At 72.7% G+C, this 14,312-nt stretch carries 12 protein-coding genes and 1 pseudogene; 5 read left to right on the plus strand and 8 right to left on the minus strand.

All coding sequences use genetic code 11. The features are described from left to right. A partial coding sequence (locus ACTIDRAF_RS28630; protein ID WP_016699147.1) for an ATP-binding protein occupies positions 1-1,716 on the plus strand: 1,716 nt, incomplete at its 5' end. A gap of 38 nt (positions 1,717-1,754) precedes the next feature. Continuing rightward, positions 1,755-2,906 carry an acyl-CoA dehydrogenase family protein gene (locus ACTIDRAF_RS0212855; protein ID WP_016699148.1) on the plus strand — a complete coding sequence of 384 codons (1,152 nt, stop codon included), beginning with the start codon at positions 1,755-1,757 and terminating at the stop codon, positions 2,904-2,906. On the opposite strand, the gene ACTIDRAF_RS0212860 is transcribed toward ACTIDRAF_RS0212855, so the two are convergent. Further along, on the minus strand, positions 2,881-3,618 hold the full coding sequence (locus ACTIDRAF_RS0212860; RefSeq protein ID WP_016699149.1) for a hypothetical protein: 738 nt from the start codon (positions 3,616-3,618) through the stop codon (positions 2,881-2,883). The genes ACTIDRAF_RS0212855 and ACTIDRAF_RS0212860 overlap by 26 nt on opposite strands. Positions 3,619-4,133: 515 nt before the next feature. Here ACTIDRAF_RS0212860 and ACTIDRAF_RS28635 point away from each other — a divergent pair. Next, the gene (locus ACTIDRAF_RS28635; RefSeq protein ID WP_016699150.1) at positions 4,134-5,126 is read left to right on the plus strand and encodes an LLM class flavin-dependent oxidoreductase; all 993 of its coding nucleotides are present in this window, start codon (positions 4,134-4,136) and stop codon (positions 5,124-5,126) included. Between the two features lie 68 nt (positions 5,127-5,194). On the opposite strand, the gene ACTIDRAF_RS0212870 is transcribed toward ACTIDRAF_RS28635, so the two are convergent. After that, a complete protein-coding gene (locus ACTIDRAF_RS0212870) occupies positions 5,195-5,953 on the minus strand; it encodes an alpha/beta fold hydrolase (RefSeq protein WP_016699151.1) in 759 nt (252 codons plus the stop codon). 413 nt (positions 5,954-6,366) lie between these two features. Beyond that, positions 6,367-7,104, minus strand: a complete 738-nt coding sequence (locus ACTIDRAF_RS28640; protein ID WP_245533528.1) for an IclR family transcriptional regulator — start codon at positions 7,102-7,104, stop codon at positions 6,367-6,369. A gap of 287 nt (positions 7,105-7,391) precedes the next feature. Between ACTIDRAF_RS28640 and ACTIDRAF_RS0212880 the strand changes: the two genes are divergently transcribed. Continuing rightward, positions 7,392-7,748, plus strand: coding sequence for a hypothetical protein (locus ACTIDRAF_RS0212880; RefSeq protein ID WP_157163011.1), 357 nt, complete (start codon positions 7,392-7,394; stop codon positions 7,746-7,748). Positions 7,749-8,088: 340 nt separating this feature from the next. Here the strand turns inward: ACTIDRAF_RS0212880 and ACTIDRAF_RS0212885 are convergent, their stop codons facing one another. The 4 genes from ACTIDRAF_RS0212885 to ACTIDRAF_RS0212905 form a co-directional block, all read right to left on the minus strand. After that, positions 8,089-9,330 (minus strand): DUF4241 domain-containing protein, encoded by a 1,242-nt coding sequence (locus ACTIDRAF_RS0212885; protein WP_085944849.1) that lies wholly within the window; start codon positions 9,328-9,330, stop codon positions 8,089-8,091. 116 nt (positions 9,331-9,446) lie between these two features. Continuing rightward, a complete protein-coding gene (locus tag ACTIDRAF_RS0212895; RefSeq protein ID WP_016699156.1) occupies positions 9,447-10,079 on the minus strand; it encodes a GNAT family N-acetyltransferase in 633 nt (210 codons plus the stop codon). Between the two features lie 124 nt (positions 10,080-10,203). Further along, the gene (locus ACTIDRAF_RS0212900) at positions 10,204-11,811 is read right to left on the minus strand and encodes an AMP-binding protein (RefSeq protein WP_016699157.1); all 1,608 of its coding nucleotides are present in this window, start codon (positions 11,809-11,811) and stop codon (positions 10,204-10,206) included. Beyond that, positions 11,804-12,592, minus strand: a complete 789-nt coding sequence (locus ACTIDRAF_RS0212905; protein ID WP_016699158.1) for an enoyl-CoA hydratase/isomerase family protein — start codon at positions 12,590-12,592, stop codon at positions 11,804-11,806. Before ACTIDRAF_RS0212905 ends, ACTIDRAF_RS0212900 begins: the two co-directional genes overlap by 8 nt. 185 nt (positions 12,593-12,777) lie before the next feature. Here ACTIDRAF_RS0212905 and ACTIDRAF_RS0212910 point away from each other — a divergent pair, with 185 nt between their 5' ends. After that, a complete protein-coding gene (locus tag ACTIDRAF_RS0212910) occupies positions 12,778-13,437 on the plus strand; it encodes a TetR/AcrR family transcriptional regulator (protein ID WP_016699159.1) in 660 nt (219 codons plus the stop codon). Between the two features lie 326 nt (positions 13,438-13,763). Here the strand turns inward: ACTIDRAF_RS0212910 and ACTIDRAF_RS35305 are convergent. After that, positions 13,764-14,312: pseudogene (locus ACTIDRAF_RS35305) on the minus strand (hypothetical protein); the annotation flags it as partial.

Raw genomic sequence — 14,312 nt, forward strand, 5'->3', positions numbered from 1 at the left:
GGGGTACCGGTGCTCCCGGGGGTGGCCGAGGACCCGGCGTCCCCCCTGAGCGACCAGGAGTGGCGGACCGCGGCGGAGCGGGTCGGCCTCCCGCTCCTGATCAAACCCTCGGCGGGGGGCGGCGGCAAGGGCATGCGGTTGGTCCGCGAGCTCACCGAACTGCCCTCGGCGGTGCGCAGCGCCCGCCGGGAGGCGGCGGCGGCCTTCGGGGACGGGACCCTGCTCGCCGAGCGGTACGTGGAGAACCCCCGGCATGTGGAGATCCAGGTGGTGGGGGACTCCGCCGGATGCCTGGTCCACCTGGGAGAGCGGGAGTGCAGCCTTCAGCGGCGGCACCAGAAGATCGTGGAGGAAGCCCCCTCGCCGGCGTTGGACGAGGGGACACGGGAGGCGATGGGTGAGGCCGCCGTGCGGGTCGCCCGCACGGTGGGTTACGTGGGGGCCGGCACGGTCGAGTTCATCGTCGGCGGTGACCGACCGACCGAGTTCTTCTTCCTGGAGATGAACACCCGCCTCCAGGTGGAGCACCCGGTGACCGAACTGGTGACCACCGTGGCGGGGCGGCGCGGGGTGGACCTGGTGGCCCTGCAACTGGGGGTCGCCGACGGAGCCGGGCTGCCCGAGCTGCTCGGGGTGGCGACGGACGGCCGGGGCCGGGAGGCGGAGCCGGCGCTGCGCGCCGCACTGGGCACCAGCGGGCACGCCGTGGAGGCCCGGGTGTACGCGGAGGACCCAGCCCGGGGCTTCCTGCCCACGGGAGGTCGGGTGCGGCTGCTCCGGGAACCGGTGGGCGAGGACGTGCGGGTGGACTCGGGAATCGCCGAGGGGGTCGACGTCGGGACCGGGTACGACCCGATGGTGGCGAAGGTCGTGGCGTGGGCACCGCACCGCCGCGAAGCCCTCAACCGGCTCGACCGGGCTCTTGGCCAGCACACCGTGCTCGGAGTTCGGACCAACGTCCCCTTCCTCCGGGCGCTGCTCCGGGACACCGACGTGGTGGCCGGCCGGTTGTCCACCGGCCTGGTGGAGCGGTTCGTCGGCGAGCTCCCGCCGGCCGCCGACCCACCGGACGAGGTGCTGGTCGCCGGTGCCCTGTGGTGCCAGCTCGACCGGGAACCGGCCGGTCCGGTGGCCAGCAGGTTCGCCCTGCCCGACGGCTGGCGGTGGGGCGGTCCGGTGGGGACGCCGTGGTGGCTCGGTGAACCGGGGCGGTCGGCCCACCGCGTCCTCGTCACCGGGAGGGCCGGCGACGCGGTGGTGTCGGTGGACGGGCGCGGTCCCGTGCGGGGGCGCGCTCGGCTCGACGGCGCCGAGCTGAGCGTGGGCGTGGACGGCCGCACCAGGGTGTACACCGTGGCGCGGGAGGGGAACAGGCGGTGGCTGGCCTGCGCGGGCGACACCTGGGAGCTGGCGGAGCGCGAGCCGCTGGCCGCGGTGTCCTCCCCGACTGCGGCCGGCGCGGACGGCCAGGTGCGGTCGCCCATGCCGGGAACGGTGTTGACCGTCGGGGTGGCCGTGGGGGACCAGGTGGCGGCGGGGCAGGAGCTGCTGGTGGTCGAGGCGATGAAGATGGAGCACAGCGTCACGGCACCGGTGGCGGGCACCGTGGAGGCCCTGCTGGTCGGGCCGGGCAGCCGCGTGGCGCTCGACGAGGACCTCGCCGTGGTCGACCCGACCTCGGCGGCCACACCGCCCGGTGATCCCGGGGCGGCGTGACGGGGACAACCCACCACACGAGGACAGGGGAGCGGCCGATGCCCGACTACCGGTTGGACGAGGAGCACGAGCAGCTGCGAGCCACCGTCGCCGAGTTCGCCAGGGACGCCGTGGCGCCGGTGATCGCGGGGTACTACGAGCGGGAGGAGTTCCCCTACGAGATCGTCCGGGGCATGGGTGAGATGGGCCTGTTCGGCCTGCCCTTCCCCGAGGAGTACGAGGGCATGGGGGGCGACTACTTCGCGTTGTGCCTGGCGCTGGAGGAGCTGGCCAGGGTGGACTCCTCCGTGGCCATCACCCTGGAGGCGGGGGTGTCGTTGGGTGCGATGCCCCTCTACCGGTTCGGCACCGAGGAGCAACGCCTCCGCTGGCTCCCCGACCTGTGCGCCGGTCGCCGGCTGGCCGCGTTCGGCCTGACGGAGTCGGACGGCGGCTCGGACGCCCAGGCCACCCGGACCCGGGCTCGTCTGGAGGGCGGGGAGTGGGTCGTGAACGGCTCCAAGGTGTTCATCACCAACTCCGGCACCGACATCACCTCCCTGGTGACGGTCACGGCGGTGACCGCCCGGTCCGAGGCGGGCAACGAGATCTCCGCGATCGTGGTGCCCTCGGGCACCCCCGGGTTCACGGTGGCCGGGCACTACTCGAAGGTGGGGTGGAACGCGTCCAACACCTGTGAGCTGGCCTTCGCCGACTGCCGCGTCCCCGAGTCCAACCTGTTGGGTGAGCGGGGGCGGGGCTACGCCCAGTTCCTGCGGATTCTCGACGAGGGCAGGATCGCGATCGCCGCGCTGGGTGTCGGTCTGGCGCAGGGCTGCGTGGACGAGAGCCTGCGCTACGCGCGGGAGCGGACGGCCTTCGGGAGGAACATCGGTGCCTACCAGGCCATCCAGTTCAAAATCGCCGACATGGAGGCCCGCGCGCACACCGCCCGGCTGGTCTACTACGACGCCGCGGCGCGCATGGCCCGGGGTGAGCCCTTCAAGAAGCAGGCCTCGATCGCCAAGCTCGTGAGTTCGAACGCCGCGATGGACAACGCCCGGGAGGCCACGCAGATCTTCGGGGGGTACGGCTTCATGAACGAGACACCGGTGGGGCGCTTCTACCGGGACGCCAAGATCCTGGAGATCGGCGAGGGGACCTCGGAGGTGCAGCGGATGCTGATCAGCCGGGAGTTGGGCTTGCGCTGAGCGCGGTCGGCCCGTCCTGGTCGGCATCGCCCCGGTCGGGGAGGTGGCGGGCCAGGACGGGGCTGACGTCGGTGACGACCGAGCAGGCCTGCTCCGTGCGGGCCGCGCCGTCCTCCTCGCCCTCGGATGTCGGACCAGGCCCGACGGCGACCACCAGGCTGACGGTGGCGTCCTCGGCGACGTCGAGGTCCATCCGGCACATGCCGTCGCCGTAGCGCAGCAGCCGGGCGTCGAACCGGTCGACGGTCGTCGCGTCGATGCGGGTCACGTCACCGGTGTAGGCGTTGGTGATGCCGTGGTGGGGGGCGACGACGATGCCGAGTTCCCGGGTCTGGCCGGGGTGGGTGGTGCCGTCGACGAGGATGCACAGCCCCAGGCCCCGTTCGTTCTCCTCGTAGGCCTTGAACCCGTTGACGTCGGCCGCTTCGGCCAGGCCGTCGACGAAGAGGTCGCACGCGCTGGTGGCGGGGTAGCTGGGATGACCCGCTCCGGCGGGGGCTTCGGGTGGAGCGTCGGCCGCGTCCGCGCTGGCGGCGATCTGCGGGAGTTCGGGCGGAGGGGGAGCGGCGAGCGATCCGCCGGTGCCGGCGGTGACGGCGCTGCCGGGTTCGGTGCTGGTGCAGCCGACCAGGGTGGCCGCCGCGAGCGCGAGCAGCAGCGGGGTGGTCGGGCCCGGTGCGGGCCTTCCTGCGCGTCCCCTCGGTTGCGTCACGAACGCATTCTGCCTGATCCGGGGATGAAGTCCCCCGCGAAAGGGTGAACCACGCGGCTGTGACGGGCCTGGAACACCCCGCGCCATCACGGCTCGTGCGGGCGAGGGCACCGGGCGCTGCCCAGCCGTGCGAGAAACCGCCGAAGCGGGTGGGGAACCGGGCGCAGCCATTGACAGTGTGAAGTTCACCCGGCACTGTCTGTTCATATTGTGCTTATCTCATGCACTATGTGAACAGGAGTATGTGGTCGGCATGCCGGATCGCGCGACCCGGTCATGGCGTTCGCGGTTTTCCTCCGGAGCTGCCCGGAGACGGCCCCAGCGGAGAGCCGCCTCCCCGGAGGGCGAGTGAACACCAGGGCGTTCCACCCGCCACCATGGAACGGGGACCCCGCCGTCGAAAGGCGGTTCCGGACAGCGGTGGTCGATCCCGTGGCTCCGCGACCCTCCCCGCTCGCCGACCCTTCCGCTTCTCGACGTCGAAGGCCGTCCCTGCCCGGAAAGGACACGCCGCAATGAAGCTGAGCATCTTCTCGGTCACCGACCACCATCCGAGCCTGGGCCGGAGTATTTCCGATTTCTACGACCAGCTGCTCGACGAGATCGAACTCGCGGACCAACTGGGCTTCGCCAACTACTTCCTGGCCGAACACCATTTCCACGAGTACGGAGTGGTGACCTCGCCGCCGGTGCTGCTGGCCGCTGCCGCACGGCGGACGAGCCGCATCGGGCTCGGGGCCGCCGTGGCGGTGCTGCCCTTCCACAACCCACTGGTCCTCGCCGAGGAGTACGCGATGCTCGACCAGCTGTCCAACGGTCGGCTGGCGCTGGGGGTGGGGTCGGGCTACCTCGAGCACGAGTACGCGGGTTTCGCGATCGGGCACTGGGAAAAGCGGGTCCGCTTCGACGAGGCCCTGGAGGTGCTGACGAAGGCGTGGACCGGGGAGCCGGTGACCTACCACGGCTACTACCACCACGTCGAGGGTGTCCGGCTCGCGGTCACGCCGCTCGCGCCGCCCCCGCTGTGGGTGGCCGTCATCCGGGCCGAAGCCGCCTACCACGTGGGGCGGCAGGGGCGGAACGTGATGCTGATCCCCTACGCCACGGCCACCGACATCAGCGACCTCGGGACCATCGTGGACAGCTACCGCACGGGCTACGCCGAGTCCGGGGCGCCCGGCCGTGGTGAGGTGGCGGTCGCCCTGCACACCTACGTGGGGGAGCGGCCGGACGTGCGAGCCGAGGTGGGGCCGGCGCTGGCGCAGTACACCGACAGCCGCCTCTACCACCGGAGCCGTCGCAGTTACGACCAGCTCACCGACGCGGGCCTGGTGCTCTTCGGCGACCAGGACGAGGTGCGGGAGCGCGTGGAGAAGCTCAGCGGGCTGGGCGTGGGCCACCTCCTGGCGCTGACCAACTTCGGCGGCATGCCGGCGGAGTTGGCGACCGCGTCCCTGCGGCGGCTGTCCACCCTGTTGCCGGCGTCGGACGGGCACGACCTCGCCTGACCGGGCCGGGGGCCGTGCGGCGGAGCGCACGGCCCCCGGTTCCTCGAAGCCTTGGTGGGTGGACGGCCTCAGCTGGCGAGGAACTCCTCGATGCGGGTGACCGTGATCAGCGGTGCCTCCTCGATCGCGTAGTGCCCCGCGTTGCGGAACAGCTCCACCTGCGCGTTGGGGTGGTGCCGTGTCCAGGTGTCCCGGAGCATCTCCGCGCTGAGCGCCGGATCGTGCTCACCGGCGATGAGCAGCATCGGCGTGGTGTCGCCGCTGATCTTCTGCTGGAAGTCGGTGCGCGCCCAGTCGCGCAGGTACCCCGCGAACGCGGCCACCGTCGAGCGGTCCAGCGAGCGGCGGACCATCGCGTCCAGCCACCGCCCGCTCAAGCGACCACCCGTGGTCATGTCGATGATCGCCCTGCGGTTCGCCGCGCTCTCGGCCGCGCCGGAGAACAACTCCCACGCCTGTTCGTCGAAGGGCACGCCCGAGGCGGGGACGGGGGAGACGCCGACGATCTTGCGCACCCGCTCCGGCGACTCGGCCAGCACCGACGCCGCCACCTTCCCGCCCATGGAATGGCCGACGAGGGAGAAGTTCGGCCACCCCAGCGAGTCGGCGACCGCGAGCACGTCGGACGCGGTCTCGGCGGTGGTGTGCTCGCCGGCCACCCGCATCGCCTCGCCGTACCCCCGGTAGTCCACGAACGCCCAGGTGAACCGGTCGGTGTCCAGCTGGCGCGTGATCGGCTCGAAGGCGGACCTGTCTGATAACCAGCCGTGCAGCGCCAGCACGTGGTGCGGGCCGTCACCGAGGACGTCGTGCGGGAGAACAGCCACAACAGCTCCTGTTCTGCTGGCCGGGTGGGGCCGGCGGACACCTTCGGGCTGGGGGTTTTCCGTCCTGGTCGAGCCGGACTGGGCCGAGTCGGACCGGGGTCGAGTCGGACTGGTTCGTGAGGTCGGACGGGCCGAATCGCTGATCATGCCAGGATTGGACTCCTGGCGGGCGAAGTCAATCCTGCGGTCGGAGCCTTTGGCCGATGTGGACGGGCGACAACGAAGATCACGGTGCGTGACCCGGTCGTGCCGGGTAGCGGACGGCCCCGCCTCCACCGGAGCAGGGGGTTTCCGCTGGGAGGGGGTGAGCCACGCCCCGGCCGGCGCTCCCGCCCCGAGGGGGTGGTGGTCCATCACGAATACGGGGGCGTGGCGACGCCGACCGGGTGAACCGGCCTCCACGCCCCGTATCGTCACCCCCGGATTCCCGTGACGGTGCGCCCGAGACGTTTGGCGACGCGGAGCACCTCGGGGGCCACCGCCGCCTCGGCGAGCGCGCCGATCGAGACGATGCCCACGCTGGCCACGGCCAGGCCGTCGGAGGGCGTGATGGGGGCCGCGAGTCCCCACGCGCCCGGTTGCAGTTCACCGCTGGTCACCGAGTAACCCCGGTCGCGGGCCGCGGTGACCTCCGCCCGCTCGTCGAGTTTCGGCGGCCTGCCAGCCAGGATCGCCATGCCGGCTGCGCCGAGCCCCGCCTCGTGCCGGGTCCCGACCCGGTAAGCGACGTGGGTGAAGGTGCGGGAGGGTTCGGTGACCGCGACGACGACACAGCTCGTCTCCCCGTCGAGCACGGTGACGAACGCGGTCGCGCCGCAGTTCTCGGCGAGGGTCCTGAGTTCGGGGGCCAGCGCCCGCCGCAGGTGGGGCAGCACGGCGGTGCCGAGTTCGAGGACACCGAGCGCGAGCTGGTAGCGGCCCCGCTCCGTCCGAGTGACCAGTCGGTTCGACTGGAGGGTGCCGATCAGCCGGTAGACGGCGGTGCGCTCGATGCCCAGGGTCCTGGTCAGTTCGGCGTGGGTGAGGCCGTCGGGGTGGTTTCGCAGGGCCCACAGAATTCGCAGTCCGGTGTCGAGGGTCTTTGCTCCCGGGGGAGGTGCGGAATCAGCCGGCGATCCCGTCGGAACGGGTCGCCGGTCTTCGTTCAGCACGTCGACCACTCCCTCTCTTGGATGATCTTTCCTGGGAATTCGATGGCAAATCATTGTGCACTATCTACGCAAACCGGCTTTCGGGGCGGTGTCCCTCGTCGTTTGCGCTGATCATCGCGGTTTGTCATCCGGTTGGGCGCGCGACTCCCGAAACCAATTCATGTGGTGCAGAATATGAACTAGTTGGGTAGAATGTGCACGGTGTGGCATCATCGCCCCCAGGCAATCGGCGGTGGCCCGGAGTACCGGCCGGAGTCTCGTCGGAGCCGAGGTGGTGAGGAGGGGCCATGGCGATAACCCGGGAGCAGGCGCTTCGCGAATATCCGGAGCTTTCCTGTCTCGCGCTCATCAAGGAAGCCGGCTGGGATTTCGAGCTGATGACCGACGAGGCCGGTGAGCTGTCCTGCGTGGTCGGCTACCGGCGGGAGAAGCAGTACCTCGACGCCGTCTACGTCTACGACATGACCGACACGGTCGCCGTCCGGATGGTCCTCGACCAGGCGGGCAGCCGGGGCGGCATCGTCTGGCAGCGCGGCGGGCACCTGGCCGACACCCTCAACGAACTGCTCGAACTTCCCCCGCCCGACCTCTGGCTGTCCCCGCTGATCGCCGCGCCGGCGCCCCGCCTGGGCTGCCTGAGCTGAACCACCGCCGGCCCGGGGCGGCGAAGACGATGTCCCCGTCGTCTCTCCCGCGCCTCACGCCTCCCCGGGTCGTGCGGAACGCGGTTCGGTGCCGTGCCGCCCCCCGCCCGGCACCGAACCGGCCAACTCGGTCCGCCGTCGACATTCCCCGCCTCCCCCGTCGGCGGCGGACCCGAGTTGTCCTGCTGGCACGTCACCGGCTTGGTCCGACCACCGGAGGCGGGCCGAGCGCGCCACCGGGCTCTCACTCGGGCCGTTCGTCCCCGCGGTGAGGTGGCAGCCCCCCGTCCCGGGAGAACGACATCCTCCACCTCGGCCCGGCGTGCCGCCCGGTGTGACGTCAGCCGAGCTGCTCGGTCCCGGGGGCGACGAGGAGGAAGTCGACCACCAAGGCGCACGGTTCGCCCTCCGCGTCCCGGCCGAGCCACGTCGGGTAGCTCCCGTCCCCCTCGCCGGCCCGGAACACCACCAGCGAACCTCCGGACGACGGGTCCGCCAGTTCCACCGGCTGCTCCACGTCCACCGGGGGAACCCCGTCCTCGTTGACCACCCGTTCCGCCCACCCGGTGGTCTCCACCGCGCAGAAGCAGGCCAGCCCGGAGTCCACACCGAAGCCGAAGAACTCCCCAGCCCGCAGCTCCAGCGGGTCCTGGCCGGCCCGCAACGCCGGTTCCCAGCTCGTCGGAACACCGCCGCCCCACCGGACCCGCGCGGCCGCGACCAGCGGTCCCTCGCCCGGTTCCTCCGGGTCGACCAGGGCGAGGTCCACCGGGTGCCGTCCCTTCGGCAGGCGCACGAGCAGCGGGTCGGCGTCAGCCTCCACCGAGTGGGGGTCGGCGGTCACCACCCGACCGCCCGGGAGGGCCAGCGTCCCCGCCGGGAGGGGATCCCGGCTGAGGGCGGGCCTCCCGTCGTGGAACAGGGACCGGCGGCCCGCGACGAAGAGCCGGTCCGGCTGCTGCGGTTCCAGGGGCCGCGGTGGCTCCCACAACCGGGCCCCCGCCGGAACCGGGGTCTCCACCACCTCGGAGTCCTCCGCCTCCCGCAGCCTCGGACGCGGTGCCGACGCCGACGTGGAGGCGCCGGAGAGGCTGGCCAGCAGCGGAACCCAGTCCCCGAACTCGGGGAAGTCCCGCCACAGCGGGTCGGCGTCGATCAGGTTCACCGTCTCGTGGGCGGGGCCGTGGGCGCCCTGAGGCTCCCGGCGCACCGTCACCCGGCCCCGGTGGTCGTACCGTTCGCGGTGGACGGCGGCTCCCGGGTCGAACTCGGCCTGGTCCCCGGACTGGTACCCCCAGTGCTCGAGGGCCAGCGGGAAGAGCCGCCCCGCCAGCAGCTCCCGGAGTTCGATGCGGGCCGCCCGACGCCGCTGCCCGTCGAACAGCCACACGCCCAGGTAGCGTTCGGCGACGCCTACCTGGAGCAGGGCCTGCGGGGCGTCACCGTTGGACAGCAGCACCGCGTACCGCGTGCCGGCCTCGTGCCGCGCCCGCGCGGTCGCGGTGCGCAGCGGCCCGAGCAGGTCACGGGCGCCCGCGTCCCAGTCCTCGCCGTACCGCACGTTCATGATCGGCGCTGTCATCGCCGTCCTCCAGCTCCTCGGGTTCCGCCCGGGAAACTAGTCGGTGCCCGGTACGACCGGTTCCGCCGGGCGTCGAGCGCCGGGCTCGGCTTCCGGCGGGGATGGCGGGGGCGAGGTCACAGCCCGGACCGGTCCAGGGTGCTGCCGACGACGGGGTGGTCCTCGGGAAGCCCCCACCGGTGCCGGTAGACGGCGACGACCAGGTCCCGCAGGTGGGCCTCCTCGCCCGCGACCAACCGGGCGGTCATCAGCCGCATCGGGTCCCACTGCGTCCGCCCTCCTGGCGGGCCATGCGGGGTGAGGTAGCCCTCGACCTGGAGCAACACGCCGTCCTGCCGTTCGTAGAAGCGGATGCGCCGGCGACGGACCAGTTCCTCGGCCTCGTCGAGACCGTCCTCCTCGGGATCCTCGACGTCCCACAGCAGACGGGTCCGGCCCCCGGCGGCGAGCCGGGACGTCATCGACTTCCACAGCACGGCGCCGATCCCCCGTCCCCGCTGGGACTCGTCGACCACCAGGTACCGCAGGTAGGTCCAACGCGTGTCACCGAGGTGTCTGAGCACGGCCAGACCCAGCGGTGTGCCGTGGCCGTCGACCAGCGCCAGCGCCTCCTCGTCCCGGCGCCCGGAGTCGACCACCTCGGTGAACGGAGCCCGCAGGTGCTCCGCGAAGCCGTTCTCGTAGACGTGCCGCAGCCGGGCCATCGCCTCGGCGGACAGGGCGGACACCGGGGACAGGGACGGGTTCATCGCTTCTCGCAGACCTCGTGGGTGGGGGGGACGGAGCGGGCACGGACGCCGTGGCGGGCGGGAGGGCACCGCACTGGGCGGGGTTCGACCGGGCGCCTCGGGTTGGCCGACCCCGGATGGGTGGTCACGGCGACCAGGAACCGGTGGTCCGGTCGAACACCGCACCGCCCAGCTCCCCGAGAACCGCCTTCGTGACCCGTTCGGACGCCGTCCTCGGGAGGTCGGGGTGGAACTCCCAGTACCGGGGGATCTTGAAGGCGGCCAGGCGGCTGGCGCAGAACTCGGCAAGGTCGGTGGGGGACACCGCATCCGGTTCCCGCAGTGCCAGGTAGGCCTTGACCTCCTCGCCGCGGAGCTCGTCCGCGACACCGGTCACCGCCGCCAGCCGCACCGCCGGGTGCGCCAGCAGGACCTCCTCCACCTCCCTGGCCGCGATGTTCTCCCCGGACCGGCGGACCATGTCCTTCAACCGGCCACAGTGGTACACCCGCCCTCGCTCGTCCAGCCGGCCCAGGTCACCGGTGTGCATCCAGCCCTGCCGGAGGACGCGTGCCGTGGCCTCGGGGTCGTCGAGGTAGCCGCGCATCATGCCCGGACCGCGCAGAGTGATCTCCCCGATCCGCCCCGGGGGCAGCGGGTTCCCACCGGGGTCGACGATCCGCACCTCCCGGGACCTGGTGGGTCGACCGAGGCAACCGGTGCCCACCAGCTCGTCGTGCTCCTCGGCACCCACCCTGATGTCCGCTCCGGTCTCCGTCATCCCGAACGCCTCGTACCAGGGCACGCCCCACCGCCGCTCCAACTCGCCGTGCAGGGCCGGGGGGATCGCCGAGCACTGCACGGCCCGTACCCGGTGGTCCCGGTCGGCCGGGGAGGGGGGCATGCGCAGCAACAGCGTCGGCATCGCGCCGAGGCAGTAGAAGTAGGTCACCCGGTGTTCCCGCACCCGCGACCAGAAGGTGCTCGGGTGGAAGGCGTCGAGCACCACCAGTTCCGCCCCGGCCAACAGGGCCGCCACGACGTTCCACTGGGGGTCGACGTAGGAGAAGGGCTGGGCGGTGAGCAGCACGTCCGACTCGTCCAGGTGCGGGAACTCCGCCACCAAGCCGCCGCCCAGGACCGCCCAGTACCGGTGGGAGAGCACGCAACCCTTGGGCCGACCGGTGGTTCCGGAGGTGAACTGGATGTTCACCGTGTCGTCCGGATCCGGCTGGTGGTCCTCGACCGGTGCCAGGTCGTGGTCGGCGACCAGGTCGGCGGCGTGGAGGACGTTCGTCAGGCCGGGAAGCCCGGGGGGCAGCCCGGCGAGCAGCTCCGTGAACTTCGGGGAGGTCACGACGGCGTGGGTGCCGGCGGTGCGCAGCAGGTGTTCGGTGTCGACGCTGCGGTACTTCGCGTTGACGGGGACCATCACCGCACCGAGCCGGGCGAGGCCGAGCCAGACCAGGGGGTACTCGGGCTGGTTGCGCAGCAGGACCGCGACCCGGTGGCCGGCGCGCACCCCCCGGGCGCGCAGCGCGGCCGCCACGTGCGCGGTGCGCCGCTCCACCTCGGCGAAGGTGAGCCGGACGGGGGCGGCGCGAGGGGTGTCCGGTCCCGGGGACCCCGGGTCGAGATCGAAGGTCCAGGCCACGCGGTCGGGCCATCGCCGGGCCGCGCGCCGGACGGCGGTGACCAGGTCCGGTACCCGGTGCCCGGCGAGTTCCCCCGGGGCCGTCGCCGGCTCACTCATCTCCGACCCGCCCGGGTTCGGAGCCGGTGCCGGCGCGCCGCTGGGCGAACTCCTGCCGTCCCGTGTCGGCTTCCGCGGTGAACCGGGTGGTGACGGCGTGGTCCAGTTCCACTGACATGGCCTGCTCCACCGTGTGGTCCATGCCGCTGTCGAGCACGCGTTTGGCGAGGCTGAGCGCGGTGCGCGGCCTTTCCCGCAACCGCTCGGCCAGCTCACGGGCGGCGTCCTCGTGCGTCCCGGTGGGGACCACCCGGTTGACCAGGCCCAGTTCCGAGGCGGTCGCCGCGTCGAACCGCTCGCCGAGCATCAGCGCCTCCTTGGCCCGCATCGGGCCGACCACCAGGGGCAGGAGCCGTGAGACGCCGCCGGTGACACTCAGACCGACACCGACCTCGGGGAAGCCGAAGGACGCGTCCTCCGACGCCACCACCAGGTCACAGGCGAGGGCGAACTCGCAGCCGGCGCCGAGCGCGTACCCGTGGACGGCGGCGATCACCGGCCCGGGGAACCGGCGGATCTCCCGGGTGACGTCCTGGAGGCGTTCCACCCGGGCGCGGGTGCCGCGCAGGTCCTCCTCGGGGGTGGGTTCCCGCAGGTCGTGCCCCGCGCAGAACGCCCGTCCCCGACCGGCCACCACCACCACGGCCGCGCCCTCCTCGCCCGCCCGCCGCAGGCCGCCGATCAGCGCCTCGGTCAGGTCGGGAACCACGGCGTTCAGCCGGTGCGGCCGGTTGAGGTGCAGCCAGGCGATCCCGTCCTCGTACTGGTGGTCAACGGTCATCCCCGGCGCCTCCACGGTCCGATCGATCGATCGATAGAGTCAGGACCGGACCGTAGGAGCGGGCGCACACGTCGTCAATACCCCGCTCCGGGCACATACCGCGCGTGACCGGTCACCGGGTGTTCGCCCTGCTCGCGTGGCATGGCGCTCGCGGAGCGTGCGGAGCACGGACACGGGGAGCGGGAATGCCGCAGCGAGGCGCCGTCGGCGCGGAGGAACGGATCAGGGCCGCGGCGGTACGGCTGTGGTCCGAACGGGGTTTCCACGGGGTGGGCATCCGGGAGCTGGCGGAGGAGGCGGGCCTGTCCTCGGCGACGCTCTACCACTACATGGGCACCAAGGAGGACCTGCTCGCCGACGTGATGGCCCGGGGGTTGCGCCGGCTCGTCCTCGCCGCCGAACGGGTGTCCCAGCAGCGGGTGGACGCCGGTCCCAGGCTGAACGCGCTGGTGCAGCTGCACGTCCTCACCCACGCGCTCCGGCCGAGGGAGACCAGGGTGGTCGACGGGGAACTGCGTGCCCTGTCGGGGGACCGCCGCGGCCGGGTGATGTCGCTGCGCGACGAGTACGAGTGGTACTGGCGGACCACGATCGACGCGGGCCGGGCCTCGGGTGTCTTCCGGGTGGCGACACCCGGCATGGCGCGGCTCGCCCTGTTGGAGATGTGCACCGGTGTGGCCCGCTGGTACGACCCGGGAGGCCCGCTGCCGCTGTCCGAGGTGGCGCTGGGGCACGCCCAGCTCGCGTTCCGAGTGCTGGGGGCGGACGAGCCCGAACCCGTCGACGAGGTGGAGTGGTGCCGGGGCCTGGTCGGTGAGATCTGGGCCGGGTCGGGGGACGCGTGACCGGTGACCCCGGGGCTGGCCCTGCCCCGGCCCTCCCCCCTGTCAGTGGCGGGCGGGGGCGCCGTGACGAGGCGAGGGCCAGCCGTTCCTCCTCGGGGAGCGCGACCGCGCCCTGACCGCCGCCCGGTCCCGGGCGGCCGCCTGGCCGGAACCGGGGCCTCGGGAGGTGGGGGACTTCCCCGGGCCGGTACCACCGATCTCCTCGTCGCCGCCGAGGAGGCGGGGCGCGGCCGGCTCGCTGGGTGCGGCGAGCGGCACGGGTGCCGGCGGGGTGACACCCCTCGGACATCGCGGCGTGGTGGGTCGTCGCCGGGTGACCCCCTCGGTCAAGCCACCCGGGAGTGCCGCCCGGAGTTCGCGGAGTGCAGGTGCCGTCCCCCCACCGGGGAGCCGTCCGCCTCCCCGGCTGCCCGCGAGTCCCGCTCCTCCACCTCGGTCACCCACCGGTCACCCACGTCCGGGCGGCCCGGGGTGGGGCTGCGTCCGGAGAACCGGCGGTGCACGACGACGAGCAGGACCAGGCCGACGAGCAGGACCAGGTGGGAGGCCACCCTTTCGACGGGCGCCAGGCTACGCGCGAGGTCCCAGACCGAGAAGCCGGCCAGCACCACCAGGAAGCCCGCGAACACCGGCACCATGCCCCGCGCGTGCTCCACCCGCAGCGACGCCCACACCATGCCAAGGCCCAGGGCCACGTTCCAGGCGGTGCTCTCGTTCAGCAGGTGTGGCTCACCCGCGTGGTCGTGGCCGAATCCGAAGTCGACACCGAGGTAGGGGCCGACGGCGATCAGGACCTGGACGACGCCGACGACGGTCAACGCGATCCTGGCCGCCACCGGGGCGGGGGGCGGTCGCCGGGTTCCGGCGACGGGGAC

Origin of the sequence: Actinoalloteichus spitiensis RMV-1378, assembly GCF_000239155.1 — a bacterium.
Taxonomy (GTDB): domain Bacteria; phylum Actinomycetota; class Actinomycetes; order Mycobacteriales; family Pseudonocardiaceae; genus Actinoalloteichus_B; species Actinoalloteichus_B spitiensis.

What these genes read in the sequence shown, in the direction of transcription:
- ACTIDRAF_RS0212855 (WP_016699148.1), top strand. Translation starts at nt 1,755, where the DNA reads ATGCCCGACTACCGGTTGGACGAGGAGCACGAGCAGCTGCGAGCCACC.
- ACTIDRAF_RS28635 (WP_016699150.1), top strand. Translation starts at nt 4,134, where the DNA reads ATGAAGCTGAGCATCTTCTCGGTCACCGACCACCATCCGAGCCTGGGC.
- ACTIDRAF_RS0212880 (WP_157163011.1), top strand. Translation starts at nt 7,392, where the DNA reads ATGGCGATAACCCGGGAGCAGGCGCTTCGCGAATATCCGGAGCTTTCC.
- ACTIDRAF_RS0212885 (WP_085944849.1), bottom strand. Translation starts at nt 9,330, where the DNA reads ATGACAGCGCCGATCATGAACGTGCGGTACGGCGAGGACTGGGACGCG.
- ACTIDRAF_RS0212895 (WP_016699156.1), bottom strand. Translation starts at nt 10,079, where the DNA reads ATGAACCCGTCCCTGTCCCCGGTGTCCGCCCTGTCCGCCGAGGCGATG.
- ACTIDRAF_RS0212900 (WP_016699157.1), bottom strand. Translation starts at nt 11,811, where the DNA reads ATGAGTGAGCCGGCGACGGCCCCGGGGGAACTCGCCGGGCACCGGGTA.
- ACTIDRAF_RS0212905 (WP_016699158.1), bottom strand. Translation starts at nt 12,592, where the DNA reads ATGACCGTTGACCACCAGTACGAGGACGGGATCGCCTGGCTGCACCTC.
- ACTIDRAF_RS0212910 (WP_016699159.1), top strand. Translation starts at nt 12,778, where the DNA reads ATGCCGCAGCGAGGCGCCGTCGGCGCGGAGGAACGGATCAGGGCCGCG.